General features: G+C 73.5%; 15 protein-coding genes. 4 read left to right on the top strand and 11 right to left on the bottom strand.

What is annotated here, in order from left to right:
- Positions 1–46 precede the first annotated feature (46 nt).
- A complete protein-coding gene (locus ACGFT2_RS13360) occupies positions 47–2,335 on the bottom strand; it encodes an ATP-dependent DNA helicase UvrD2 (protein WP_393277183.1) in 2,289 nt (762 codons plus the stop codon).
- A gap of 113 nt (positions 2,336–2,448) precedes the next feature.
- Here ACGFT2_RS13360 and ACGFT2_RS13355 point away from each other — a divergent pair, with 113 nt between their 5' ends.
- Entirely contained in the window at positions 2,449–2,691 is a 243-nt protein-coding gene (locus tag ACGFT2_RS13355) for a mycoredoxin (RefSeq protein WP_393277180.1), read from the top strand.
- Positions 2,692–2,825: 134 nt separating this feature from the next.
- Here the strand turns inward: ACGFT2_RS13355 and nudC are convergent, their stop codons facing one another.
- From nudC to ACGFT2_RS13330, 5 genes are all read right to left on the bottom strand, one after another.
- Positions 2,826–3,770 (bottom strand): NAD(+) diphosphatase, encoded by a 945-nt coding sequence (gene nudC, locus ACGFT2_RS13350; protein WP_393277177.1) that lies wholly within the window; start codon positions 3,768–3,770, stop codon positions 2,826–2,828.
- A gap of 150 nt (positions 3,771–3,920) precedes the next feature.
- Complete coding sequence (locus ACGFT2_RS13345; protein ID WP_393277174.1) at positions 3,921–5,324, bottom strand: dipeptidase; 1,404 nt, start codon at positions 5,322–5,324, stop codon at positions 3,921–3,923.
- Between the two features lie 70 nt (positions 5,325–5,394).
- Entirely contained in the window at positions 5,395–9,108 is a 3,714-nt protein-coding gene (locus ACGFT2_RS13340; protein WP_393277171.1) for a UvrD-helicase domain-containing protein, read from the bottom strand.
- 114 nt (positions 9,109–9,222) lie between these two features.
- Positions 9,223–12,765, bottom strand: coding sequence for an ATP-dependent helicase (locus ACGFT2_RS13335; RefSeq protein WP_393277168.1), 3,543 nt, complete (start codon positions 12,763–12,765; stop codon positions 9,223–9,225).
- Between the two features lie 261 nt (positions 12,766–13,026).
- Positions 13,027–13,413, bottom strand: coding sequence for an MGMT family protein (locus ACGFT2_RS13330; protein WP_393277165.1), 387 nt, complete (start codon positions 13,411–13,413; stop codon positions 13,027–13,029).
- Between the two features lie 186 nt (positions 13,414–13,599).
- Here ACGFT2_RS13330 and ACGFT2_RS13325 point away from each other — a divergent pair, with 186 nt between their 5' ends.
- The 3 genes from ACGFT2_RS13325 (at position 13,600) to ACGFT2_RS13315 (ending at position 20,047) form a co-directional block, all read left to right on the top strand.
- The gene (locus ACGFT2_RS13325; protein WP_393277160.1) at positions 13,600–16,440 is read left to right on the top strand and encodes a lysylphosphatidylglycerol synthase domain-containing protein; all 2,841 of its coding nucleotides are present in this window, start codon (positions 13,600–13,602) and stop codon (positions 16,438–16,440) included.
- Between the two features lie 123 nt (positions 16,441–16,563).
- On the top strand, positions 16,564–18,108 hold the full coding sequence (locus ACGFT2_RS13320; protein ID WP_393277158.1) for an alpha/beta hydrolase: 1,545 nt from the start codon (positions 16,564–16,566) through the stop codon (positions 18,106–18,108).
- Between the two features lie 379 nt (positions 18,109–18,487).
- Complete coding sequence (locus ACGFT2_RS13315) at positions 18,488–20,047, top strand: alpha/beta hydrolase (RefSeq protein ID WP_393277155.1); 1,560 nt, start codon at positions 18,488–18,490, stop codon at positions 20,045–20,047.
- A 207-nt stretch (positions 20,048–20,254) separates the two neighbouring features.
- On the opposite strand, the gene moeZ is transcribed toward ACGFT2_RS13315, so the two are convergent.
- From moeZ to ACGFT2_RS13290, 5 genes are all read right to left on the bottom strand, one after another.
- Positions 20,255–21,433 (bottom strand): adenylyltransferase/sulfurtransferase MoeZ, encoded by a 1,179-nt coding sequence (gene moeZ / locus ACGFT2_RS13310; RefSeq protein WP_393277152.1) that lies wholly within the window; start codon positions 21,431–21,433, stop codon positions 20,255–20,257.
- Between the two features lie 63 nt (positions 21,434–21,496).
- The gene (locus ACGFT2_RS13305; protein ID WP_393277149.1) at positions 21,497–22,246 is read right to left on the bottom strand and encodes a spherulation-specific family 4 protein; all 750 of its coding nucleotides are present in this window, start codon (positions 22,244–22,246) and stop codon (positions 21,497–21,499) included.
- The gene (locus tag ACGFT2_RS13300; RefSeq protein ID WP_393277146.1) at positions 22,234–23,193 is read right to left on the bottom strand and encodes an NAD-dependent epimerase/dehydratase family protein; all 960 of its coding nucleotides are present in this window, start codon (positions 23,191–23,193) and stop codon (positions 22,234–22,236) included. Before ACGFT2_RS13300 ends, ACGFT2_RS13305 begins: the two co-directional genes overlap by 13 nt.
- Positions 23,194–23,430: 237 nt before the next feature.
- Positions 23,431–24,816, bottom strand: coding sequence for a hypothetical protein (locus ACGFT2_RS13295; RefSeq protein ID WP_393277143.1), 1,386 nt, complete (start codon positions 24,814–24,816; stop codon positions 23,431–23,433).
- Between the two features lie 392 nt (positions 24,817–25,208).
- Positions 25,209–26,623: glycosyltransferase (locus ACGFT2_RS13290; protein WP_393277140.1), on the bottom strand; the 1,415-nt coding region annotated here is incomplete at its 5' end.

Genomic DNA, 26,623 nt, shown 5'->3' with positions numbered 1-26,623 from the left:
GGGGATTGCCTGGGCATGCGCAAACTATTTTTTCGACGAGTTCGCATCAGTCGCTCTCGCCGTCCCCGCCGGGTTCCTGGCCTGCGCAGATGGCCAGTACGTCGGCCCCGTGGCTGCGCAGCTTGCGGCTGAGGACACCTGGGATGCGGGAGAGTTCGGCAGGACTCTCCGGCCGTGCCTCGGCGATGGCCATCAAGGTCCGGTCTGTGAAGACGCAGAAGTCCGGCTGTCCGCTGCGCTCGGCCTGGACCGCCCGCCACTGCCTGAGCCGCTCGTAGAGTCCTTCGTCCATGTCCGACGGGCAGTCCTCGCAGCGCATCAGCTTCATCTCGCCCGCCTCGGTCAGCGTGCGGCCGCAGACCCTGCAGCGGGCCGGGACGCGCTGGGCGCGCCGGGGGGCGGCGACGGTGCTCCCGGTGATCCCGCGCTCGACGCCTCCATGGGCGGCGGAGCCGGGGCCCGTGCGGCCGACGGTGGCGGTGGTGCCGGGGCGCAGGCCGTCGAGGAAGCGGCTGGGCCGGCGGTTGGGGCGGCCACCGGGTGAGCGGGACAGCGCCCAGGAGACATGGAGTCGCTCCCGGGCTCGGGTCACGCCGACGTAGAGGAGCCGGCGTTCCTCCTCGATCTGCTCGTCGGTCTTGGCATAACTGATGGGCAGCATGCCCTCGGCGACCCCGACCAGGAAGACGGCGTCCCATTCGAGGCCCTTGGCGGCGTGCAGGGAGGCGAGGGTGACGCCCTGGACGGTCGGGGCGTGCTGGGCGTTCGCCCGCTCGTCCAGCTCGGCCGCGAAGTCGCCGAGGGTGGCGCCGGGCTTGGCGGCGGCCAGGGCGTGGGCGAGGCCGGCCAGCGCGGCGAGCGATTCCCAGCGCTCCCTGACCGCACCGGAGCCGGCCGGGGGTTCAGTGGTCCAGCCCTCGCCGGACAGCACCGCACGGACCTGCGAGGGCAGGTCGACGACGTCGTCCAGCAGGGAGTCGTTGGCACCGAAGCGGGCCGCGGCGCGCAGGGCGGCCCAGGCCTTGCGGACCTCGGGCCGGTCGAAGAACCGCTCGGCGCCGCGCAGCTGGTAGGGGACCCCTGCGTCGGCGAAGGCCTGCTCGTAGGTCTCCGACTGGGCGTTCGTACGGAACAGGACGGCGATCTCGGCGGGCGGGACGCCCGCGTCGATCAGCTCCCGGATGCGGCGGGCGGCGCCCTCGGCCTCGGCGGGCTCGTCGGTGTACTCCGTGTAGCCGGGCTCGGGGCCCGGGCCGCGCTGGGAGACCAGTTCCAGCCGGTGGTCGGCGGCCCGGCCGCGGGCCTGGGCGAGCAGCCCGTTGGCCAGACGGACGACCTGGGGGGTGGAGCGGTAGTCACGGACCAGCTTCACGACGGTGGCGCCGGGGTGCTTGGCGCGGAAGTCGAGGAGATGGTCGGGCGTTGCTCCCGTGAACGAGTAGATGGTCTGGCTGGCGTCGCCGACGACGCACAGGCTCTCGCGGTCGCCGAGCCACAGCTCCAGCAGCCGCTGCTGCAGCGGGCTGACGTCCTGGTACTCGTCGACGACGAAGTGCTGGTACTGCGCGCGGATCTGTTCGGCGATGTCGGTCCGGTCCTGGAGGACGGCGACGGTCAGCAGCAGGACGTCCTCGAAGTCGATCACCGAGCGGTCGCGCTTGAGGTCCTCGTAGGCCGCGTAGAGGTGGGCGATCTCGGCGGGGTCGCGCGGGCTGACGCGGCCGGCCTTCGCAGCCGCGTACGGATAATCGGCGGGGACCGTCTGGGTGACCTTGGACCACTCGATCTCGGCGGTGACGTCCCGCAGCTCGCCCCGGTCGAGCCTGGTGCGGCAGGCGGCGGCCGCGTCGGCGACGAGCTGGATCTTGCGGTCGATGAGCCGGGGCATGCCGCCACCGATCGCTTTCGGCCAGAAGTACTGCAGCTGACGCAGGGCCGCGGAGTGGAACGTGCGCGCCTGGACGCCGTGCGCGCCGAGCTGGCGGAGCCGGCCGCGCATCTCTCCGGCGGCGCGGTTGGTGAAGGTGACGGCGAGCACGCTGGACGGCTGCAGGATCCCGGCGCGCACCCCGAAGGCGATGCGGTGGGTGATCGCCCGCGTCTTGCCCGTGCCCGCGCCGGCCAGGACGCACACCGGCCCGTGCAGGGCGGTGGCCACCTCGCGCTGCTCGGGGTCGAGCCCTTCGAGCACCGCGTCGGCCGTGTCCGGTGCCTGCGGGAAGAGGGTGGAGTGCGTTGCTGCTGTCACACCGCCATGCTGCCAGGTCGCCGGAGACTGCTGTGCCGGTTGTCCACAGGCGCGCACCCGCAGTCGTACTAATGCGGCAGGTGTCACAGTCGGCGCCCGTGCCCCGGCCGCGCGGGGGTACCCCGGCGGGGAATGACCGGCCGATCCCCTACGTTCTAACCCCGGACGACTTTTCCGAGCTGCCTGAGGAGCGCGAAGACATGCAGGGCACCGTGACGATGTACAGCACGACTTGGTGTGGCTACTGCCGTCGGCTGAAGAGCCAGATGGAGCGGGAGGGCATCGCCTACACCGAGATCAACATCGAGCAGGACCCGGACTCGGCCGCGTTCGTGGAGAAGGCGAACGGCGGAAACCAGACGGTCCCGACCGTGCTCTTCGCCGACGGCAGCACGCTGACGAACCCCTCCCTCGCGCAGGTGAAGCAGAAGATCGCCGCGTGAGACTCCGCGGGTTCGCCGCGGTGACCGCACGGCAGGGCGGTCCCTGTTTGTCAGGGACCGCCCTGCCGTTTCTCGGCCCGGGCACCGGCCGGGCCGTGCGCCTGACCCCGGCGCCGGCCGCCGGGGCAGGGCTGTCAGACGAAGCTGCGGGTCGGCAGGGGCTTGCCGTACCACATCTCGATCAGGCGGGCCGCGATGGAGATGCCGTAGGGCGGCAGCACCTCGCCGGACTCGAAGGCCTCGTGCAAATCCTCGCGGGAGAACCAGCGGGCCTCGTGGATCTCGTCGCCGTCGACCTCGATCTCGGTGGACGTGGCGCGGGCCATGAAGCCGAGCATCAGGCTGGACGGGAAGGGCCAGGGCTGGCTGGCCACGTACTCCACGGTACCGACGCTGACACCGACCTCCTCGAACACCTCCCGGCGCACCGTCTGCTCGATGGACTCGCCGGGCTCGACGAAGCCGGCGAGCGTGGAGAAGCGGCCCTCCGGCCAGTGGACCTGGCGGCCGAGCAGAATGCGGTCGTCCTCGTCGGTCACAGCCATGATCACGGCCGGGTCGGTGCGCGGGTAGTGCTCCGCGCCGCAGGCCTGGCAGCGGCGGATGTGGCCGGCGGCGGCGATGACCGTGCGCTCACCGCAGCGGGAGCAGAAGCGGTGCGTGCGCTGCCAGTTCTCCAGGCCCACCGCGTGGACCATGAGCCCGGTGTCGCGCGGTGACAGCAGCAGCCCGGCCTCGCGCAGGCCCGCCGGGCGGGCGGACTGGTCTATACGGCCGGGAAGCGCGTCCTTCTGGAGCGCGAAGTAGCTGACGCCTTCCTCGTCGATGCCCAGGAAGTAGCGGTGCGCCTCGGTGAGCGGGGCCTCGAAGGACGGCGTCATGACGAGTTCGGTCCGGCCGTCCGGGGCCTCGTCGATGAGCACCTGGCCGCCGGAGACGACGAAGCAGCGGGTCGTGGGGTGGCTCCACGCCGCCGCGAGCCAGGCCTCGTCCAGCCGGTGGTGGGCGGCGCGGTCGATGCCGCTCGGGGCGGTCAGCGAGATGGGTCGGTCTGCTGTGTCGTCGGTCCAGGTGGTCACGGGTGCTTCCAACTCCCCCAGTGCAGCGGTTCGTATCGGCGGACGGTTCGGCAGGGCATGGGACGGGAGGGCACCGGGCCGGGCGGGGTGTGCGGGGCGGTTCCTCCAGTGTGCCCCGCGCACCGTGCCCTTCCGTACGGCGCCGGCCGGTCAGGGCGCGGGCCGCCAGGTGTCGGCCAGGTCCCCCCACAGGTAGGCACTGGTCTCGACGCCCTTGAGCAGCAGGTCCAGCTCGACCTTCTCGTTGGGGGCGTGCCAGCCGTCGGAGGGGACGGAGATGCCGAGGAAGAGCACGGGGGCCCCGAGGACTTCCTGGAGGTCCGCCGCGGGTCCTGAGCCACCCTCGCGGGTGAAGCGGACGGGTCCCTCGAAGGCGCGGCCCATGGCGCGGGCCACGGACTGCAGGGCCGGGTGGTCGAGCGGGGTCAGGCACGGGCGCGTGGCCGAACCGAAGTCGATCTCGTGCCGGATCCCGGCGGGCACCTGCTCGGCGGCCCAGGCGCGGACGGCCTTCTCGATGTGGTCCGGGTCCTGGCCGGCGACCAGCCGGAACGACAGCTTCACCAGCGCCGAGGACGGGATGATCGTCTTGCTGCCGGGGCCCTGGTAGCCGCCGCCGATGCCGTTGACCTCGGCGGTCGGACGGGCCCAGATGCGCTCCAGGGTGGTGTGGCCGGCCTCGCCGTGGGTGGCACGGGACTTGGCGGTGCGCAGCCAGCGCTCCTCGTCGAAGGGCAGCTCGGCGAACAGCTCGCGTTCGCGGTCGGTCAGCTCGACGATGCCGTCGTAGAAGCCGGGGATCGCCACGCGCGCGTCCTCGTCGTGGAGGGCGGCGACCAGGCGGGCGGCGGCGGTGGCCGGGTTGGGCACGGCACCGCCGAAGGAGCCGGAGTGGATGTCCTGGCCGGGGCCGTACAGACGGACCTCGCACTCGGCGAGGCCGCGCATGCCGGTGCACACGGTCGGGGTGTCCTCGGACCACATGCCGGTGTCGGAGACGATCACCGCGTCCGCGGCGAGCCGTCCCGCATGCTCCTCCACGAGGGCCCGGAAGTGCGGGGAGCCGGACTCCTCCTCGCCCTCGATCAGCAGCTTCAGGTTGACCGCGGGGGTGGTGCGGCCGGTGGCGGCGAGGTGGGCACGGACGCCGAGTGTGTGGAAGAACACCTGGCCCTTGTCGTCGGCCGCCCCGCGCGCGTAGAGGCGGTTCTCCCGGACGACCGGCTCGAAGGGGTCGCTGTCCCAGCCGTCCTCGGGGGCGGCGGGCTGTACGTCGTGGTGGCCGTAGACGAGCACGGTGGGTGCGTCGGGGTCGTCCGAGGGCCACTCGGCGAAGACGGCCGGTGCGCCCGGGGTCTGCCAGACCTCGGCCGTGGGGAAGCCCGTCCCCTTGAGCCGGGCGGCGAGCCAGTCGGCGCTGTGCCGTACATCGGGCGCGTGCTCGGGCTGGGCCGACACGGAGGGGATGCGCAGCCATGCGGTGAGGTCGTCGAGGAAGGCGGCGCGATGCTGCTCGATGTACATGCGGACAGCGCTGTCCGGGGTCTGGCTCATGCTCACGAGCCTATCCGCCCGCACCGACATCCTCGGCGGGCGGTTCGTCACACCGGCGCTGTCTCCCCCGTCACTCCGAGGCCGTCCCCCGCGCCGCCTCCGTCCCGCCCGTGAGCAGCCGCTCCAGGGCCTCCCGGTCCGGCAGTCCCCGGGGGCGCACGACCTCGCCGCTGCGCACGTACAGGAAGGCGACCGTGACGGATTCGGGCGGCACGCCCTGCTGCTCGGCCCAGCCCAGCCGGTACACGGCGAGCTGGAGCGGGTCCGCGGTGCGGGTGCGGCCGGTCTTCCAGTCGACGATCTCGTACGTCGCCTCGTCGCCGTCGCCCACCTTGTAGACGGCGTCGATGCGGCCGCGTACGACACGGCCGGCGAGCGTGATCTGGAAGGGTGCCTCGACCCGGTACGGCGTGCGGCGGGCGTACTCGGTGCTTTCGAAGGCCTCCTTCAGGGCTGCCAGGTCCTCTTCGTCGGCGATCTCGGCGTCGCCGCCGGGCAGCTCCTCCGGTTCGAGCAGGGGCAGCGTCAACTCCTCGAAGCGGGCCTCGACCCAGGCGTGGAACCGGGTGCCCCGGCGCGCGGCCGGTTGTGGAGGGCGCGGCATGGGGCGCGCGAGTTCCTGTGCGAGCCCGTCCGGGTCCTCGGCCAGCCGCAGCAGCTGGGACGCGGTGAGGGTGGTGGGCAGGGGGACGTCCGTGACGGTCCGCCGGGCGCGCAGCAGCTCCCCGGTGAGGGCGTCGAGGTCGCGGTCCCAGGAGGCGACGACGCGGGCTTCCTCGGGCGGCAGGGCGGGACGAGTCGGCGGTCCGGCCGGCCGGGGGCGGCCCTGCGGCGCGGATGCCTGGTGGGGGACCTTCGGCCGTCCGTCCCGCGTCGCCCCCCGTCGGGGCGGGCGCTCTTCGCCCGAAGGCTCCACAGGGCGCTCCCCGACGAAAGGCTCCTCGTACGTGTGCTCTGCGCCGAAAGGCTCCTCGTACGGGTGCTCCGTACCGAAAGGCTCCTCGTACAGGCTCTCGGCGCCGAGAGGGTCCTCGTACAGGCTCTCGGCGCCGAGAGGGTCCTCGTACGGGCGCTCGGCGCCGAAGGGGTCCTCGTCCTCGGGGAAGTCCTCCGCGTACGGATCCTCGCCCAGGGGGTCGTCGTCCGGTGCGGCGGGCCACTCCGGGTCGTCGTGGGCGGCGGGGGTGTGGGCGACCAGGGGGTGGCCGTCCATGGCTGCGAGGGCGTCCAGGTGGGCGAGAACGGTGTCGGCGGCCTCGCGGCGGCGGGCGAGGGCGTCGTCGTCCAGCGGAAGCGGCCACACCTGGTCGGCGGAGGCCGTGTGCAGGGCCGGGTTCTCCTCGTCCTCGGCGGGTTCGTCGGCCCAGGCCTCGATCTCGCCGTGCCCGGCGGCGCAGTGGTCGTACAGGGCCTGGAGGAAGTCGGAGGGGCCGCGCGGCTTCTTCTGGCTGGGGCCCCACCAGTGGCCGGAGCCGAGCAGCAGGGAGCGGGGGCGGGTGAAGGTGACGTAGCCGAGGCGTAGTTCCTCGGTGTGCTGGTGGTCCTTCATGGCCTCGTGGAAGGCCTTCATCCCGCGCGCGTCCCAGGAGCCGACGTCCGGGAGGGTGTCGGTGTCACCGCGCAGGGCGTGCGGCAGCACCTTGGCCTGCGCGGTCCACTTCTCGCGGCCCTGGGCGCTGGGGAAGGTGCCGCGGACGAGTCCCGGGACGGCCACGACGTCCCACTCCAGGCCCTTGGACTTGTGGGCGGTGAGCACCTTGACGGTGTTCTCGCCGCCCGGCAGGGCGTTGTCGAGGCCTTTCTCGTACTGGGCGGCGGTGCGCAGGAAGCCGAGGAAGGCGAGCAGGGTGGCCTCGCCGTCGCTCGCCGCGAAGGACGCGGCGACGTCGAGGAAGTTGGACAGGGTCTCCCGGCGGCGGGCGGCCAGGGCGTGCGGCGACGCCGACAGTTCCACCTCCAGACCGGTGACCGCGAGGACGCGGTGCAGGACGTCCATCAGCGGGTCGGCCAGGGAGCGGCGCAGGTCCCTCAGCTCCGCGGCCAGGCGGGCGAAGCGCACGCGTGCGTCCGGGGAGAACGGCAGCCCGTCGTCGGCACCTCCCTCGAAGTCCCGCGCCGTCGGCGATTCCAGGAAGGTGTCCAGGGCGTCCGCGAGCGAGGTCACCTCGGACGGGTCGACCCCTTCGACGGCCGCGGCGAGCCGCCGGTCCGGGTCGTCGGTGTCGTCCACGCGCGCGTGGGCCACCATCAGACGGGCGCGGCGGCCGAGGAGCGCGAGGTCCCGGGGGCCGATGCGCCAGCGCGGTCCGGTCAGCAGCCGTACCAGGGAGGCGTTGGCCCCGGGGTCCTGCAGGACCTCGCAGACGGCGACGAGGTCGGCGATCTCGGGCAGGTGCAGCAGCCCGGACAGGCCGACCACCTCGACGGGGATGTCGCGGGCCACGAGGGCGCCCTGGATCTCGGCGAAGTCGCCCGCGGTACGGCACAGGACGGCGATCTCGCCGGGGGCCGTGCCGGTGCGCACGAGGTGGGCGAGGGAGTCGGCGATCCAGTCGATCTCCTCGGCATGTGTGCGCAGCAGGGCGCAGCGGACCGTGCCGTCGTGTTCGGCGCCGGGGGCCGGGCGGAGTGCCTCCACGCCCGCGTGCATGGCGCGCAGGGGCTCGGCGAGGCCGTTGGCGAGGTCGAGGAGGCGGCCGCCGCTGCGCCGGTTCTCGCTGAGCGCCTGCCGGGTGGCGGGCCGGCCGTCGGCGTGGGCGAAGTGCGCGGGGAAGTCGTCCAGGTTGGCGACGGAGGCACCGCGCCAGCCGTAGATGGCCTGACAGGGGTCGCCGACGGCGGTCACCGGGTGGCCGGTGCCGTCGCCGAACAGTCCCGCGAGCAGGACGCGCTGGGCGACGGAGGTGTCCTGGTACTCGTCCAGGAGCACCACGCGGAACTCCTCGCGCAGCAGGCGGCCCACCTCGGGGACGCGGGCGAGGCGGGCGGACAGGGCGATCTGGTCGCCGAAGTCGAGCAGGTCCCGCTCGCGTTTGGCGGCCCGGTAGCGCTCGACGAGTTCGGTGAGCTCCCGGCGTGCCGCGGCCGCCTCGGGGACCTTGCGCAGGTCGGCGTTGGTGAGCTTGGCGCCCTGCAGGGTGTGCAGCAGGCCGGCGTCCCAGGCGCGCAGTTCCGCGGGGCCGACGAGGTGCTCGGCGAGCTCGGAGTCGAGGGTGAGCAGGTCGCTGACGAGGTCGGCGAAGGAGCGGGTGAGCGCCGGGTAGGGGCCGGGGGCCTCGCGCAGCACGCGCGCGGCGAGCTGGTATCGGGTGGCGTCGGCCAGCAGGCGGGAGGTGGGCTCCAGGCCCAGGCGCAGCCCGTGGTCGGTGAGCAGCCGGCCGGCGAAGGAGTGGTACGTCGAGATGACCGGCTCGCCGGGCGGGTTGTCCGGGTCCCACGCGGAGGGGTCGGGGTGCGGCGCTGCCGTCGGGGAACCGCGGTCGGGTGACGGGAGCGCGTCGGGGTCGGTGACGCCGGCCTTGACCAGCGCCTTGCGGACGCGTTCGGCCAGCTCGCCGGCGGCCTTGTTGGTGAAGGTCAGCCCGAGGACCTGTTCGGGGGAGACCTGACCGGTGCCCACCAGCCAGAGCACGCGGGCGGCCATCACGGTGGTCTTGCCGGACCCGGCTCCCGCCACGATCACCTGCGGGGCGGGCGGCGCGGTGATGCAGGCCGTCTGCTCCGGGGTGAACGGGATGCCGAGGAGCTCTTTGAGCTGCTCGGGGTCGGTGATTCGGGCGGGCATGTCGAAAGAGGCTAGCGGCGAGGACTGACAGCCGAGGACGGATCGACCCTCCGGAGCGGAAGAGACGCAGGTCAGCGCGTGGGGTGCCGTACGTCACCCCCTCCTGTCCGCAGCTCACTCGACCACGTGACGGCCCTCCGGACGGGCGCTGCACGAGGCACGGAACGCGCAGTGCGTGCAGTGCTGGCCGGTGCTCGGCGTGAACCGTTCGTCGAGGACCTTCCCGGCGGCGCCGGCCAGCAGTTCACCGACCCACTCCCCCGCCGGCGGCTCCTGGGTCTGCACCTTGGGCAGGCTCTCGCCGCCGTCGCGTCCCGCGGCGCCCTGCCGCAGGTGCACCAGTTCGGCGCCGCCCGGTTCGGGGCGGCGGCCGTCGAAGGCCGCGTCGACGGCGCCTTCGCGGACGGCGAGCTGGTAGACGGCGAGCTGGGGATGGCGGGACACCTCGGCGGCGCTCGGTGCCTGCTTGCCGGTCTTGAAGTCGACCACGTAGGCCCGGCCGTCCCCGTCCGTCTCCACGCGGTCCATCTGGCCGCGGATGCGGATCTCGTAGTCGCCCGCCTCCAGGGTGACGTCGAAGTCCTGCTCGCTGGCCACGGGGGTGCGGCCGGTGCGGTTCAGTACATGCCAGTTCAGGAACCGTTCGAGCGCCACGCGCGCGTTGTCCTTCTCCTGCCGCGACTTCCAGGGGGCGTCGAAGGCGAGCGCGTTCCACACCGAGTCCAGGCGTTCCATCAGGACGTCGAGGTCGGCCGGGGTGCGGCCGGAGGCGACCTCGTCGGCGAGGACGTGGACGACGTTGCCGAAGCCCTGCGCCGTGGTGGCGGGCGCGTCCGCCTTCACCTCGCGGCCCAGGAACCACTGCAGGGCGCAGGTGTTGGCGAGTTGGTCCAGGGCGCTGCCCGAGAGCACGACGGGCTGGTCGCGGTGGCGCAGCGGCACCTTGCTCTCGGTCGGCTCGAACATGCCCCACCAGCGGTAGGGGTGCGCGGACGACACCAGAGGGCGGCCGTCCTCGTCGGTGAGCGCGGCGAGCCGGGCCAGCCGGCGGGCGGCGGCCTCGCGCAGGGCGGCTGACGCGCGCGGGTCGACGGTGGTGGCGCGCAGCTCGGCGACGAGCGCGGCGACCGACAGCGGCCGGCGGGGGCGTCCGGTGACGTCCCTCGCCTCGACGCCCAGTTCCCTCAGGAAGCGGGAGGGCTGGTCGCCGTCGTCGGCGGGAGCCTTCACGGCGGTGACGACGAGGCGCTCCCGCGCGCGCGTGGCGGCCACATAGAAAAGGCGGCGCTCCTCGGCGAGCAGGGCGCCGGGGGTGAGCGGTTCGGCGAGTCCGTCGCGGCCGATGCGGTCGGCCTCCAGCAGTGAGCCCCTGCGGCGCAGGTCGGGCCAGAGCCCCTCCTGGACCCCGGCGACGACGACCAGCCGCCACTGCAGCCCCTTGGAGCGGTGCGCGGTCATCAGGCGTACGGCGTCCGGGCGTACCGCGCGGCCCGCGAGCGTGTCGGCGGCGATGTCCTCGGCCTCGATCTCCGCCAGGAAGTTCAGGGCGCCGCGGCCGCCGGTCCTTTCCTCCGCGCGCGCGGCGGTGGCGAACAGGGCGCACACGGCGTCCAGGTCCCGGTCGGCGTTGCGGCCGGCCGCGCCGCCGCGCCGGGCGGTCCGCTCCAGCCGCGTGGGCCACGGGGTGCCGTCCCACAGGTCCCACAGCGCCTCCTCGGCCGTGCCGCCGCCGGCGAGGCGCTCGCGGGCCTTGCAGAGCAGTGCGCCGAGGCGCTGCGCCCCGCGTGCGTAGGCCGGGTCGTGCACGGCCAGGCGCTCGGGTTCGGCGAGCGCCCGCGCGAGCAGTTCGCCGGACGGGGGCGGCAGCGGGTTCCCCGCGGTCCGCTCCTCCTCGCGCAGGGCTCGCCCGAGGCGGCGCAGGTCGGCGGTGTCCATGCCGGCGAGGGGGGAGGCGAGCAGGGCGAGAGCGGTCTCGGTGTCGAGCCAGTAGGTGTCCGGGGCCCGTTCCCCGAGGCCGTCGGCCGCGGCTTCCCCTACGGGGGGCTCCCCTTCCCCGGAGACCGCAACGGACTCGTCCCCGGGAGCCGTCATGGGCTCGTCCTCGGGAGCCGTCCCGCGCTCGTCGTGTGCGGGAACCGTCCCGGGCTCGTCGTGTGCGGAGGACGCCACGGACTCGTCGTGTGCGGAAGGCACCACGGGCTCGTCGTCCGCGGAGGGCACCGTGGGTTCGTGCTCACGGCGTCGGGCCTCTGCCGTGGTCCGTGCCTCGGCCGTGGCCACCGCCCGCAGGGCCGCCAGCAGCGGTGCCACCGCAGGCTCGTGCCGCAGGGGCAGGTCGTCGCCGTCGATGTCCACCGGGACGCCGGCCGCGGTGAGGGCGCGGCGCAGGGTCGGCAGGGCGCGGGCTCCGGCACGCACCAGTACGGCCATGTCGCTCCACGGGACGCCGTCCTCCAGGTGCGCGCGGCGCAGGATGTCCGCGATGTTGTCCACTTCCGTGCCGGGCGTCGGGTACGTGTAGACCTCGACGCGGCCGCCGTCGCGTACGGCGGACGGCTCGCGGTGGGCGCGCACCTTGTCGGCGGGCAGCCTGGGCAGCGGCATGCGCTGGGTGATCAGGCGGGTCGCGGCCAGCAGGCCGGCGCCGGACCGGCGGGCGGTTCGCAGCACCTCGACGGGGGCCGGGCGGCCGTCCGCGCGCGGGAACGCTCCGGGGAAGTCGAGGATGCCGTTGACGTCGGCGCCGCGGAAGGCGTAGATCGACTGGTCGGGGTCGCCGAAGGCGATCAGGGTGCGTCCGCCGCCGGCCAGCGCGTGCAGCAGCCTTACCTGGGCCGGGTCGGTGTCCTGGTACTCGTCGACGTACACGGCGTCGTACCGGGCGGTGAGCCGGGCGGCCGCCTCGGGGCGGCGGGCGAGCAGGACCGCGCGGTGGACGAGCTCGGCGTAGTCGATCACGCCCTGCATGTCGAGTACGTCGAGGTACTCGGCGAGGAACGCGGCGGCAGCCCGCCAGTCGGGGCGGCCGATACGGCGGGCGAAGGCGTCCAGGGCGCCGGGGGCGAGGCCCAGCTCGCGGCTGCGGGCCAGCACCGCGCGGACCTCGTCGGCGAAGCCACGCGTGGTCAGGCAGGCGCGCAGCTCGTCCGGCCAGCGCACGTGGCTCAGCCCGAGCCGCTCCAGTCCCGGCTGGCCGGCGAGCAGCTCGCGGACGGTGACGTCCTGTTCGGGTCCGGAGAGCAGGCGCAGCGGCTCGGCGAACAGGTCGCTGTCCTGGTGGGCGCGCACCAGTGCGTAGCAGTACGAGTGGAACGTGGTCGCCCTGGGGGCGCGGGCCGCGCCTATCCGCAGGGCCATGCGATCGCGCAGGTCGACGGCGGCCTTGCGGCTGAAGGTCAGCACCAGGATGCGGTCCGGGTCGCCGCCCCGGGCGATCCGCGCGGCCACGGACTCGACCAGGGTGGTGGTCTTGCCGGTGCCCGGGCCCGCGAGGACGAGCAGCGGTCCGGAGCGGTGGTCAACCGCGGCGCGCTGCGCGGCGTCCAGTCGGGGGGGATCCACCGTGGCCGAAGGGGTACGGACCAGACGGTAAGCGCCACGGCTCCCCTGCCGCACCTGGGAGTGCGGCGGGCGCCTGGTGGAGGAAGAGGAGCTCACGTGGTTGGCCGGTCCTGGTGGTCGTGCTGGCGGGCGGTCGGGCGGTCGGGCGCGCGAGGCGGTGGCCGCGGGGTGAGGGTGACGCGCGCCGTCGACGCTACGCCGCCGCTCCGGACGGAAGCGCGGCTTCCGGTTCTTCCCTCGCGGCGCTCACGCCACGCGTGTCCCACACCTCACGAACGTACGTCATGCCACGGACGTCCCCTCTGTCACCCGTACGGATCACAGGCCGTCCCGGGCGGCCTCCGGTGGCGGAAGCTGTCAGGTGTGACCGTCCGCGCCCGCACCGCCGTCCCACCGGGCCCGTCGCATGTCGAGCCGCGGCAGGTGGCCCGCGGTGCTCCTGCCCGCCTCCTTCAGCGGTGTGCCCTCCGCGCGGTAGTGCGCGAGCGCGCGCAGCTCGTGGCCGGCCAGCAGCACACCGTCGGCGCGCACCACGCGCCACCAGGGGACGGCGCCGCCGTAGAGGGCCATCACCCGGCCGACCTGACGCGGCCCCCCTTCGGCCAGCCATTCGGCGACATCGCCGTACGACATGACCCTTCCCGGCGGAATCCGCTCGGCGACCTCGAGGACCCGCTCGGCGTACTCGGGCAGTGCGTCCGCGTACTCCTCGCGGGTCTCCCCGGCCGGCCTCTGCTCGCTCATCCGTCCCATCCTGCCGCACCGCACCGACATCCGGACGCCGGCCGCGCACACCGCTCCTCTCGCCCCCGGGCGGCGATTCCGGCAGACTGTGCGCCCGCGCACACACACCCTGATGGCCGCGTGTGTCGGTGGAGCATGCCACCATCGTGCGGGCGGTGACCGGTGATACGAGACCAAGAAGAGAAGATGAAGCAGCAGGGCGTGCACCCCGAAAGCGCGGCGGGCACCCCTGAGGGCACCGCACACTCCGAGTCCGCGCGCGCGGACTCGGGCGGCGACGACGCAGGCAAGGGGGCGCACGTGACGAAGAACCCGCCCCCCGGCCGCGCTCCCGACGACGGCCGCGGCCCCGGCGACGGCCCCGGTCCCGCCGACGGCCGCAGTCCCGGCGACGGCCCCGGTCCCGCCGACGGCCCCGGTGCCGGCGACGACCCCCACGCCGAGGAGGTCGAGGGAGACGAGCCGCTGCTCCCTGCGCGCGTGCACCGCCCCTCCGACCTCATGCGGCTCCTGGTGGGCGTGCTCGCCATCGCCGTGCTGCTCGCGATCGCCGCGTTCGCGCACGGCACCACCTCCGGCCTCGAGCAGGACATCAACAAGGGCACCGGGCAGGCCCCCGACCTCCTCATCAAGATCGCGGGGCTGGCGTCCAGCATCGCGATCCTCCTGGTCCCGGTCGCCTTCGCGATCGAACGGCTGATCAAACGGGACGGGCTGCGCATCGCCGACGGCGTCCTGGCGGCCGTCCTCGCCCACGGAGTGACGCTCACCACCGATCTGTGGGTCGCGCAGGCGGCGCCCGGCTCGATCCAGGAGGCGCTCACCCAGCCCTCGCCGGGCGACATCCACGCCCTGACCGACCCGGTGCACGGCTATCTGGCGCCCGTCATCGCCTACATGACGGCCGTCGGCATGTCCCGCCGCCCCAGATGGCGTGCGGTGCTGTGGATCGTGCTGCTGCTCGACGCGTTCTCGATGCTCGTCACCGGCTACACGACACCCTTCTCGATCATCCTGACGGTGCTGATCGGCTGGACCGTCGCCTACGGCACCCTGTACGCGGTCGGTTCCCCCAACGTCCGCCCCACCGGGCAGACGCTGATGGCGGGCCTGCGGCACGTCGGCTTCCACCCCGTCAGCACGTCTCGCGAGGAGGCCGCCGAGTCGGAGAACGGGGACCGCGGCCGGCGCTACTTCGTCACCCTGGAGGACGGCCCGCCGCTGGACGTCACGGTCGTCGACCGGGAACAGCAGGCACAGGGCTTCTTCTACCGCGCCTGGCGCAATCTGACGCTGCGGGGCTTCGCCACCCGCTCCAGCCTCCAGTCGCTGCGGCAGGCCCTGGAGCAGGAGGCCCTGCTGGCGTATGCGGCGATCGCGGCCGGCGCCAACGCGCCCAAACTGATCGCCACCTCCGAACTGGGACCCGACGCGGTCATGCTCGTCTACGAGCACACCGGCGGGCGCACGCTGGACTCGCTGGCCGACGAGGACATCACCGACGAGCTGCTGCGCAATACCTGGCAGCAGGTGCAGGCGCTGCAGTCGCGGCGCATCGCGCACCGCAGGCTGGCCGGAGACGCGATTCTGGTGGATCGTTCCGGCAGGGTGATCCTCACCGAGCTGCGCGGTGGCGAGATCGCGGCGGGCGACCTGCTGCTGCGCATGGACGTCGCCCAGTTGGTCACCACGCTCGCCCTGCGGGCCGGCGCCGAACGGGCGGTGGCCTCGGCGGTCGACGTGCTCGGGCCGGACGCGGTCGCCGACTGTCTGCCGATGCTCCAGCCGATCGCGCTGACGCGCTCCACGCGCGCGACACTGCGCCGACTGGCCCGGGAGCGGGCCCAGCGCGAACGCGAGGCCGTGCTGGAGGCCTCCCGGCAGGCCAAGCAGGCCCGCCTGGAGGAGGCGTCACAGACGGCCTCGCCCGTCATCGAGAAGCCGGACAAGAAGGCGGTCCGCGCCGAGCAGCGCGCGGAGCAGCGGGCCATCGACGAAGCCCTCGACGAGGCCCGCGAGGAGGATCTGCTCACCCAGATCAGGCACCAGGTGCTGCGGATCCGGCCGCAGGCGCCCGTGGAGCCGGCCCGGCTGGAGCGGGTGCGGCCGCGCACGCTCATAAGCTTCATCGCCGGTGCGATCGGCGCGTACTACCTGCTGACGCAGCTCACGCACATCGAGTTCGGCACGCTGTTCGCGCAGGCCCAATGGGGCTGGGTGGCCGCGGCGGTGCTGTTCTCCGCGCTCAGCTACGTGGCCGCGGCGATGGCCCTCCTGGGCTTCGTGCCGGAACGCGTTCCGTTCCTGAGGACGGTGGCGGCGCAGGTCGCCGGCTCGTTCGTGAAGATCGTGGCACCGGCCGCCGTCGGCGGTGTGGCGCTCAACACCCGCTTCCTGCAGCGCACCGGCGTACGTCCGGGACTCGCGGTGGCCAGCGTCGGGGCGTCACAGCTGTTCGGGCTCGGCTGTCACATCCTGATGCTGCTGTCCTTCGGCTATCTGACGGGTACCGAGAAGACGCCGTCCCTGTCGCCGTCCCGCACCGTCATCGCGGGCCTGCTGACCGTGGCGGTACTGGTCCTCGTGGTGACCTCGGTGCCGTTCCTGCGCAAGTTCGTCGTCACGCGCGTGCGGTCGCTGTTCGCCGGTGTCGTACCGCGCATGCTCGACGTGCTCCAGCGGCCGCAGAAACTCGTCACCGGCATCGGCGGCATGCTCCTGCTGACCGCGTGCTTCGTGATGTGCCTGGACGCCTCCGTCCGGGCGTTCGGCGACGGCACGACCTCGCTGAGCATCGCCAGCGTCGCGGTGGTCTTCCTCGCCGGCAACGCGCTCGGCTCCGCGGCCCCCACCCCGGGCGGCGTGGGCGCGGTGGAGGCCAGCCTCACGCTCGGTCTGATCGCCTTCGGCCTTCCGAAGGAGGTCGCGGCCCCGGCCGTCCTGCTGTTCCGGCTGCTGACCCTGTGGCTGCCGGTGCTGCCGGGCTGGCTGGCCTTCAACCACCTGACCCGCAAGGGCGCCCTCTAGCCGCGGTCCGGCCGGCGAGGCCTCGTGGGAGCACCACCGGGCCCGACGTGGCCTGCGCGGGGCGTACCTCGTACGGCCCGCGCCCCGCGCGCGCCTCGGCCCGCGCGCCCCCAGGATGGAGACATGGCGAACCCCTCCCGGCTGCGCGCCGCTGCCCTGACGACCACAGCCGTGCTGCTGTCCGCCCTGCTGGCCGGCTGCGGAGACAGCCCGAGGGACGGGGACGTCACGACGCAGAAGCTGGACTGGAAGGACTGTCCGGCGCCGTCCGAGGCGGAGGGCGGCGGCAGTGCCCCGTCCCCGCTGCCGAACGGGACCAAGTGGCAGTGCGCCACCATGAAGGCACCCCTGGACTGGGCGCACCCCAAGGGCGACACCATCGACATCGCTCTGATCCGGGCCAAGGCCAGCGGCCCGGCGAACAAGCGCATCGGCTCGCTCGTGTTCAACTTCGGCGGCCCCGGCGGCAGCGGCGTCAGCACACTCCCGGCGTTCGCCGCGGACTACGGCACCCTGCGCACCCGCTACGACCTGGTCAGCTTCGATCCGCGCGGGGTCGGTCGCAGCGCGCCGGTGGAGTGCGAGAACGACTCCCAGCTGGACGCGTACTTCCAGCAGGACGCGACGCCCGACGACAGCGCGGAGCGGGCCGAACTGCTGAAGCGCACCAAGCAGTTCAACGCGGCCTGCGAGAAGAACTCCAAGCCGGTCCTGCCGCACGTGCGCACCACGGACGTGGCACGCGACATGGACCTGATGCGCAAGGTCCTCGGCGACGACAAGCTCTACTACTTCGGCATCTCCTACGGCACCGAGCTGGGCGGCGTCTACGCCCACCTGTTCCCCCGGCACGTCGGCCGGGCCGTCCTCGACGGTGTGGTCGATCCCACGCAGGACCCGGAGCAGAGCGCGCTCGGACAGGCCAAGGGCTTCCAGCTCGCCCTCGACAACTTCGCCGAGGACTGCACGTCGAAGACCACGGAGTGCCCGATCGGGGACACCCCGCAGGATGTGAAGAACCGTATCGCCAAGCTGCTGAAGGACCTGGAGAAGAAGCCGATCCCCGGCATCTTCCCGCGCCAGCTCACCCAGACCGCCGCCACCAACGGCATCGCGCAGTCCCTGTACTCGAAGGACTTCTGGGAGTACCTGACCGAGGGTCTGGAGCAGGCGTACGACGGTGACGGCAAGGTCCTCATGCTGCTGTCCGACTCGATGAACGGCCGCTCGGAGAACGGGGAGTACAGCAATCTCACCGCGGCGAACATCGCGATCAACTGCGCCGACGAGAAGCCCCGCTACACGGCGGACTACGTGCAGAAGAAACTGCCCGACTTCCGCACCGCCTCACCGCTGTTCGGGGACTACCTCGCCTGGGGCATGGTCAGCTGCACCGACTGGGCCGTGCCGGGCGCCGCGGACCATCCCGACGTCAGCGCCTCCGGATCGGCGCCCATCCTCGTCGTCGGCAACACCGGTGATCCGGCGACGCCGTACGAGGGCGCGAAGAAGATGGTGGACGCGCTCGGCAAGGACGTCGCCGTACAGCTGACGTACAAGGGGCAGGGGCACGGGGCGTACGACAGCAAGAACAAGTGCGTGCAGGGCGCGGTGAACGGCTACCTGCTGGACGGGAAGGTGCCGAAGGCCGGCAAGGTCTGCTCCTGACACGAGGGCGGCCGGCACGAGGACGACCGACGCTGGCACGACCGACGCTGGGACGACCGGCACGAGGGTGACCGACGCTGGGTCGCGGCCGGCACGAGGACGATCGACGCTGGCACGACCGACGCTGGGAAGACCGGCACGAGGGTGACCGACGCTGGGTCGCGGCCGGCACGAGGACGACCGACGCTGGGACGACCGACGCTGGGACGACCGGCACGAGGGTGACCGACACTGGGCGCGGCCGGCCGGAAACGGCGCAAGTCGCAGTAGTAGCAGGTCAGAGGGTTATCCACAGGCCGCAACGGGATGAGGGCGCTGCGCCTACGATGGCGTGAACGCCCGGCGCGGCACGACGCGAAGGGCCTGTGAGGGGGTGCTCATGTGGCGATTCCTGCGCTGGACGGCCGCCGTGACCGCGGCGCTGCTGGTGGCCGGTTGCGGCGGTGGCTCGTCGGGCGGCGGCGGAACCGGGGGTGGGAGCGAGGGCAAAGAGGCGGACACGGCTCCCCCGTCGGCATCGGGCCCCAAGCCCTCGGGCGGCCTTCCGGCGTCCCTCACCGCCCAGCACCTCGACTGGCAGCGCTGCAAGGCCACCCGGGACTCCCCTGCGCCGGGCGGCGACTGGCGGTGCGCGACGCTCCAGGTGCCGCTGGACTGGTCGAAGCCGGACGGTGCGACGATCGGCCTCGCCCTCATCCGCGCACAGGCGGCCGGTGGTGACCGCATCGGCTCCCTGCTCTTCAACTTCGGTGGCCCGGGCGGCTCGGGCGTTTCGACGATGCCGTACTACGCGACGACGGCCGCCTCTCTCCGGGAGCGCTATGACCTGGTGAGCTGGGATCCGCGCGGGGTGGGCGGGAGCGAGGGCATCCGATGCCGGGCCGACCGGGAGATCGAGGCCGCCGAGGACGTGGACGCCACCCCGGACACCCCGGCCGAGCAGCAGGCGTTCTTCCAGGACGCCGCCGACTTCGGCAAGGGCTGCCGGAAGACCGCCGGCCGGCTGCTGGCCCACGTGTCCACCACCGACACCGCACGGGACATGGACCTGATGCGCCAAGTCCTCGGCGACACCCGGATGCACTACTTCGGCATCTCCTACGGCACCGAACTGGGCGGGGTGTACGCCCACTTGTTCCCGAAGCGGGTGGGACGGCTGATCCTCGACGCGGTGGTGGACCCGGCCGCGGACACGGTGGGCCATGCCGAGAACCAGGCGCGCGGTTTCCAGCGGGCGCTCGACGACTACCTGAAGTCCACGGGCCAGGACCCCGAGCGGGGGTCACGGGACATCGCGGACCTGCTCGAGCGGATCGACGCCGAACCCCTGCCGACGTCGTCCGGGCGGAAGCTGACCCAGACACTCGCGGTCACCGGGATCGTCCTGCCGCTGTACAGGGAGACCAGCTGGCCGGAGCTTACCGCCGCGCTCCGGGCGGCTCGGAAGGGCGACGGTTCGCGGCTGCTGAAGCTCGCCGACGACTACAACGAGCGGGACTCCGCGGGCCGCTACGGCACGACGTCCCACTCCCAGCGGGCCATATCGTGCCTGGACGACAGGCAACGGCCGACGGGTGCCGAGACCGAGCGACGGCTGGCCGGGTTCGAGCGGATCTCGCCGGTGTTCGGGGACTTCCTGGCCTGGGACACGGCCGGCTGGTGCCACGGCTGGCCGGTGCCCGGCCAGTTCGACACCCCGGAGGTCAGCGCTCAGGGCGCGGCGCCGGTCCTGCTCGTCGGCAACACCGGCGACCCGGCGACCCCGTACGAGGGCGCCCGCCGGATGGCCGACGAACTGGGCAGGGGGGTCGGTGTCGAACTGACCTGGAAGGGCGAGGGACACGGGGCGTACGGCAGCGGCAGCGACTGCGTCGACTCGGCGGTGAACGCCTATCTGCTGAAGGGGACGGTACCGAAGGACGGCACTGTCTGCTCCTGACGCGGCTGCTCCCGACGCGGAGCGGACGGGGGCCGGGCGCCTGCCGTGCCGGCGATGGCGTCATGGGCCCGGCAGGAGCGAACCCCGCAGACATGGCAGGAGCCACAGCCACAGCAGACGTTCACGACGGCGGTCACGGCAGAAGCCCGTGGCACCGAGGTGGTCGGTGCCACGGGCTTCCTGGCCCGCCGGCCGGCGGGAGGGCGGTCAGTAGACCGGCTTGTCCGGTTCGATCTGGTTGACCCAGCCGATGACGCCGCCGCCCACGTGGACGGCGTCGGAGAAGCCCGCGGACTTCAGGACCGCGAGGACTTCCGCACTGCGGACACCCGTCTTGCAGTGCAGGACGATCTTCTTGTCCTGCGGGAGGCCCTCCAGGGCGGTGCCCATGAGGAACTCGTTCTTCGGGATCAGCTTGGCGCCCGGGATGGAGACGATCTCGTACTCGTTCGGCTCGCGGACGTCGATGATCTCGATGCTCTCGCCGTCGTCGATCCACTCCTTGAGCTGCTTCGGAGTGATCGTCGAGCCGGCGGCGGCCTCCTGGGCCTCCTCGGAGACCACGCCGCAGAAGGCCTCGTAGTCGATGAGCTCGGTGACGGTCGGGTTGTCGCCGCACACCGCGCAGTCGGGGTCCTTGCGGACCTTGACCTGGCGGTACTGCATCTCCAGGGCGTCGTAGATCATCAGCCGGCCGACCAGCGGCTCACCGATGCCCGCGAGGAGCTTGATGGCCTCGTTGACCTGGATGGAGCCGATGGACGCGCACAGCACGCCGAGGACGCCGCCCTCGGCGCAGGAGGGGACCATGCCGGGGGGCGGGGGCTCCGGGTACAGGCAGCGGTAGCAGGGGCCGTGCTCGGACCAGAAGACGGAGGCCTGGCCGTCGAAGCGGTAGATCGAACCCCACACGTACGGCTTGTTCAGCAGCACGCACGCGTCGTTGACGAGGTAACGGGTCGCGAAGTTGTCCGTGCCGTCGACGATGAGGTCGTACTGGCTGAAGATGTCCATCACGTTGTCGGCTTCCAGCCGCTCCTCGTGAAGGACCACGTTCACGTAAGGGTTGATGCCCTTGACGCTGTCGCGCGCGGACTCGGCCTTGGAACGGCCGATGTCGGCCTGGCTGTGGATGATCTGGCGCTGCAGGTTGGACTCGTCGACCTCGTCGAACTCCACGATGCCGAGCGTGCCTACGCCCGCGGCGGCCAGGTACATCAGCGCCGGCGAGCCCAGGCCGCCGGCGCCCACGCAGAGCACCTTGGCGTTCTTCAGCCGCTTCTGCCCGTCCATCCCGACGTCCGGGATGATCAGGTGGCGGGAGTACCGGCGGACCTCGTCTACGGTGAGCTCAGGAGCTGGCTCGACCAGGGGTGGCAGCGACACGGGGACTCCGTTGATCGGTCGATCACTACAGTTGTTCTCCCCGTAACACTGCCACGGCCTTCTTCATTCCGAGACACCCGTTCCGACCCGCGAGACGATTTCGTCCCAGTAGCCGGGCATCGTCTCCCAGGGGTCCGCGCGGCCGCCCCCGTCGGTGCGGTCCGTGAAGTAGATCGTCGCCGCCCCTTGCCAGCGGGCTATGCGCAGGGCCTCGTCCAGATGGCCGAGGGGCACGCCGTGCACGAAGTGGCAGAAGCGGTCGGGCGGGTAGTCCGCGGTCCACTCGGCGACCTGCGACCAGCGGTAGTCGGACCAGGGGCCGCTGAAGGACACCAGCTGGTCGGCGTGCTCCGCGTAGCCCGGGTGCGGGTGGCTGCCGTGGCCGAGGACGATGTGGACGGAGTCGCCGATCCCGCGGAGCGTGGTGATCGCGCGCCGGACCTCGGGGAGCGCGGTGCGCCCCGTGGGGCAGCGGTCCAGCAGGAAGCCGCCGACCCGGTACCAGTCGAGGTAGCGGTGTGCGTCGGTGAGCAGGTCGGGGATGGTGCGGGCGCCGTAGGTGAGGTCCAGCCGGCCGAGGACGCGGACGCCCAGGGCACGCAGCCGGCCCGCGGACTCCAGGCAGTGCGGGTCGGGGCGGGTGCCGGGGCCTGAGGCCACATCGAGGACCACCCAGTCCAGCGGGGTGCCCGGGCGGGCGAGCTCGGCCCACTGGGCGGGGGCGACGAGCGGGTGGGCGTAACCGGGGATGCCGAGGGCGGTGCGTACGCCGGTGCGCGAAGCGCTCGCGGTGGTGCTGGTCAGATGCGACATGCCGCCTCCATCCAGATGTCCGCCAAGGATTCTTCGAGGTTGATCCGGGGCCGCCAGCCGAGCCGGTCGCGGGCGGTGCGCACGTCGGCCTGCTGCCAGCTGCCGCAGCCGTCGGGGTACGGGTACGCCATCGGGCCCGCGTGGTCGGATTCGGGGCGCGGGTGGCCGATGGCGGCGCGCAGGGGGCCGGGCGGGGCGTCGAGCTCGTGCAGCGCGCCGCCGTACCCGGCGACGCGCGCGAGGACCGCGGCGGCGTCGCGCAGCCGGACGGCACGCCCGGAACCGATGTTGATGACGCCCTGTGCGGCGGAGAGTGAGGCGGCGTGCACGGCGCGCGCGACGTCGCGTACGTCCACGAAGTCGCGCTGGACACCGAGCCCGCCGAGCTTGAGTTCGCCGTCGCCGGACTGCATGGCACGGCGCATGGCCTCGGCGAGCCTGCCCAGCGGGGAGCCGGCCGGGGTGCCCGGGCCCGCCGGCGAGAAGACGCGCAGGACGACGGCGTCGAGACCGGATCCGAGGACCAGTTCCGTCGCGGCGAGCTTGCTGACGCCGTAGGGGCCGCCGGGGCGCGGTACGGCGTCCTCGGCCGTAGAGGAGCCCGCCTGGCTGGGGCCGTACTCGGAACCACACCCGATCTGCACGAGACGGGCGCCGCAGCCGCTGCGCCGCAGGGCCTCGCAGATGGTGGCGACGGCGACGGTGTTGTGCCGGGTGAGGTCCCGGGCGCCGCCCCGGGTGGCGCCCGCGCAGTTGACGACGACCCCGGGGTGCACCGCGTCGAGGAAGCGGGTCAGCGCGCCCGGGCTGCCGGTGGCCAGGTCGAAGCGGACGTCGGCGTCGTCGCCCCGGCCGAGCGCGGTGAGCTGCACGGCCGGGTCGGCCAGCAGACGGTCGGCGACGAAGCGGCCGATGTATCCGTTGGCTCCGGTCAGCAGGACCCTCATCGTGCGGCTCCCGGGGTGTGCTCGCCGGCTGTACCGGACGGTGCGAGGGCTTCTGCGGCCGCTCCGGCGGTTCCGGTGGCCCCGGACGCTCCGGGTCGGGAGGTGGTCATCTGGTCGTCTCCTTCAAAGGGGTGGTGCGGATGCCTCCGGCCGTGAGCCGGGCGCCGCCGGCCGTCGCCCGGTGCAGTCAGGCGGACGGCCGGCGAGGTGGCCCCGGTCGGACCGGCGGCAAACGGTTCACTCGGGTGTTCCCGCGGGCGCGTGGGCCGAGGCCCGGGTGAGCGTGCGGGCGGCGTGCAGCAGCAGTGCCAGGGCCGCGGCGCCGCAGGCGAGGGTGGGGACGGCGGCCGCTCCCCAGGCGTTCACGAGGGTCTGCGCCGGGGCCGCGAGGACGGCGCACCCGGGCAGCCGGGCGGCCGGCGGCAGGGCCAGGACCACCGCCTCCGTGGCCGCCGCGGCGCCGAGCGCGAGGGCGGGGGCGTGCCGGTGGTGGTGGACGGTGAGCAGGCGGGCGAGCAGCAGCAGGCCGCCCAGGGCGAGCGCCTGCGGGCAGGCCGCGGGTTCGTGCAGGACGGCTCCGCACAGCGCAAGCAGGACCGTGAGCGTGCCGAAGAACAGCGTGAGGGTGCCGAGCAGCAGGGGTTTCACGGCCGACGTGAAGTCCGCCAGGCCCCGGCTGCCGGCCAGCCTGCGGCGCGCGCCGGCGCTGAGCAGGTGGGCGCTCCAGGCCGCCGGGGCGCAGGCCAGCGCGAGGGCGAGGACGGGCGCGGTGGCGGTGGGCCACGGGCCTTGCGGGGTTCCGGTGGGGAGGGCGCCGGGGCCGCCCCTCACGAGGGCGTCGAGCAGACCGTCGCCGAAGAGGGCGTAGCCCAGCAGCCAGAGCGTCCACGCGTGCGTGGCGAGTGCGGTGCGCCGGGCGTGCGTGCCGGGCGGCGCGGACAGGGGGCCGCGGCGCAGTGCCGCACGCGTGGCGAGACCGACGGCGAGCGTGCCGCCGAGGGCCACCAGCAGGCGGGGGTGCCCGTGAGTGAATCGCAGCGCGGCCACGGTGATCGCGCCGAGCACACCGGGCAGGAGGGTGAGCAGGACCCAGCCGGCGCGAACGCGGGGCACGGGCAGGGGCTCGGGTTCCGGGCGCGGATCGCCGTTGCGCGGCACGCGCGCGTACAGCTCCTCTGCGAGAGAGAACACGTCCCGGTGCCGGAAGCGGGCGGCGGTCCGGTCGGTGACCCCGTGCGCCTCCAGCCCGGCCGCGATCTCCAAGGGGTCGACGGCGCGCTCGCACAGCTCACGGTGCCGATGCAGCAGCGCCTTCACCGGGTCCCCGGCCCCGCGCCGGGGGGCGGAGGCCCGTCTCTCACCGCCCTGCGCATCCGCTACGACGGACGCGGTACGCGCCTCGGCGCCGTACCCGGGTACCGGTACCACACCACTCTCGGTGCCGGATGCCGGTGCCGCACCCGCCTCGCTGCCGAACCCGGATGCCGGTGCCGCACCCGCCTCGGTGCCGGACCCCGGTGCCGCACCCGCCTCGGTGCCGTACCCGGATGCCGGTGCCGCCACGGTGCCGGACCCCGGTGCCGCACCCGCCTCGGTGCCGTACCCGGATGCCGGTGCCGCCACGGTGCCGGACCCCGGTGACCTTCGCTGGGTCGGCGTCAAGGGGCTGACACCGCTTGCGGAAGCGGAACTTGTGGGAGCGGGACTTGTGGGAGCGGGACTTGTGGGAGGGGCCGAAGGAGGCGAGCCGTCGATGCCGATGTCGGCTTGGCGCCCCGCGTCGGCTTGGGGCCCCGCGCCGGCGTGAGGCTCGGCAGTGGCGACGACGTGAGGCCGGGCAGCGGCGTGAGGCTCGGCGTCGGCGTGGGGCCCCGCGTCGGCGGTCGTCGGCGTCGCGCCGCGCAACTCGCCTCGCAGCCACTCCACCGAGCGGGCGTCCCACGCATCGCCGCCGCTGGGCATCCCGGGCCGGTCCGGTGCGACGGGCCCACCCGGTACGTTCTCGAACGCGCTCATCACGCCCCCTCCGCGGCCGCCATCGGCGTCGCGCGTACCGGAGCGGCCGTGGCCCAGCCGGGCATGCGGCGGGGCAGCACGCGGGCCGTGGGTCCGGTCCAGCGGCCGGGTACGTGGGACTCGGCGGGCGCGGCGAACGGCAGGGGTTCACCCGCCTCGTCGAGGACGACGCGGCGGACCGGACAGTGCGACACGATCTCCAGGTAAATGCCGTGAAATGCCGCGACGTTCTGCTCGACGGTGAACAGTTCGAGCGCCCGGGCGCGCGCGGCGGCGCCGAGACGCGCACGGCGCTCGGGGTCGCGCAGCAGCGCCACGCACGCCTCGGCGAGCGCCCGTGGATTGCGCGGGGGCACGACGAGGCCCGTGCCGCCGATGACCTCCACGACCGCGCCGACGTCCGTGGACACCGTGGGCCGGCCGCAGAGCATGGCCTCGATGAGACTGATCGGGAAGCCCTCGACCACGCTGGACAGCACGACGACCGCGCCGGCCGCGTAGGCGTCGGACAGCACCGGGGCCTCGGGACCGCCGATCTCCGCGAAGGTGACCGGATTGTCGCCGACGGCGTGCACGCCCTCCGCCTCGTCCGGGAAGAGCTGCGCGGCGAGCGCCCGGCAGTGGCTCGAGTAGGCCTCGCCCTCGGGGCCGGAGGGAGCGCCGACGATCCGCAGGCGCGCCCCGGGCTCCTCCTTCCGGATCTCGGCGAAGGCGTGCAGGAGGGAGACCAGGTCCTTGGCGGGCTCGATCCGCCCGACCCAGACCAGGGTGCCCGGTTCGGAGCGGTCCGGGGACTCGCCGGCCTCGGCGAAGCGCGCGGCCTCCATGCCGGGGTGGACCGTGCGGATCCTGCTCCGGTCGGCGCCGCACCGTTCCTGCCAGCGGCGGGCGTGGGCGTTGCCCGGGGTGAGGATCTCGGCCCGGCGGTAGACCTCGGCGGCGAGCCGGCCGGTGAAGGCCGCGAGCAGCGCGCGCACGGCGGGGGCGGCGGCGCCGGAACCCGGTCTCAGGTAGTGCGAGCGGAGCTGTACGCCGTATTCGGTGACCAGCAGCGGCACGCCGGAGAAGTGGCGGGCGAGCAGCCCGGGCAGGGCGGCGGGGCCGCCGGCCGCGGCGTGGCAGAGGTCGGCGGCGCCGAGGCCCTCGTCGCCGTACCAGTCGAGGGACAGGGGGCGCAGGGCGCGTTCGAGGTGTGCGGCGACGGCGAGCAGATCCGGCACGCGCGCCTCGCGCGCCGTGCGCAGCGCGCCGGGAGTGCGGCAGGCCCGTTCCAGGGCGCGTACGGCGGTGTCGGAGCGCAGGGCGCCGACCAGTCCGCCCTCCTCGCGGGCGAGTTCGGCAAGTCCGTACAGCGCACTGCCGAAACGGTCCGCCACGTCATCGGGGCGATCGGATTCCGCGGATCCCGCGGATC

The sequence above is a fragment of the Streptomyces sp. NPDC048514 genome (genome assembly GCF_043199955.1).
Classification (GTDB): Bacteria; Actinomycetota; Actinomycetes; order Streptomycetales; family Streptomycetaceae; genus Streptomyces.
Note: the sequence above shows the minus strand (reverse complement) of the source record. Positions and strands in the feature narration are given on the sequence as shown.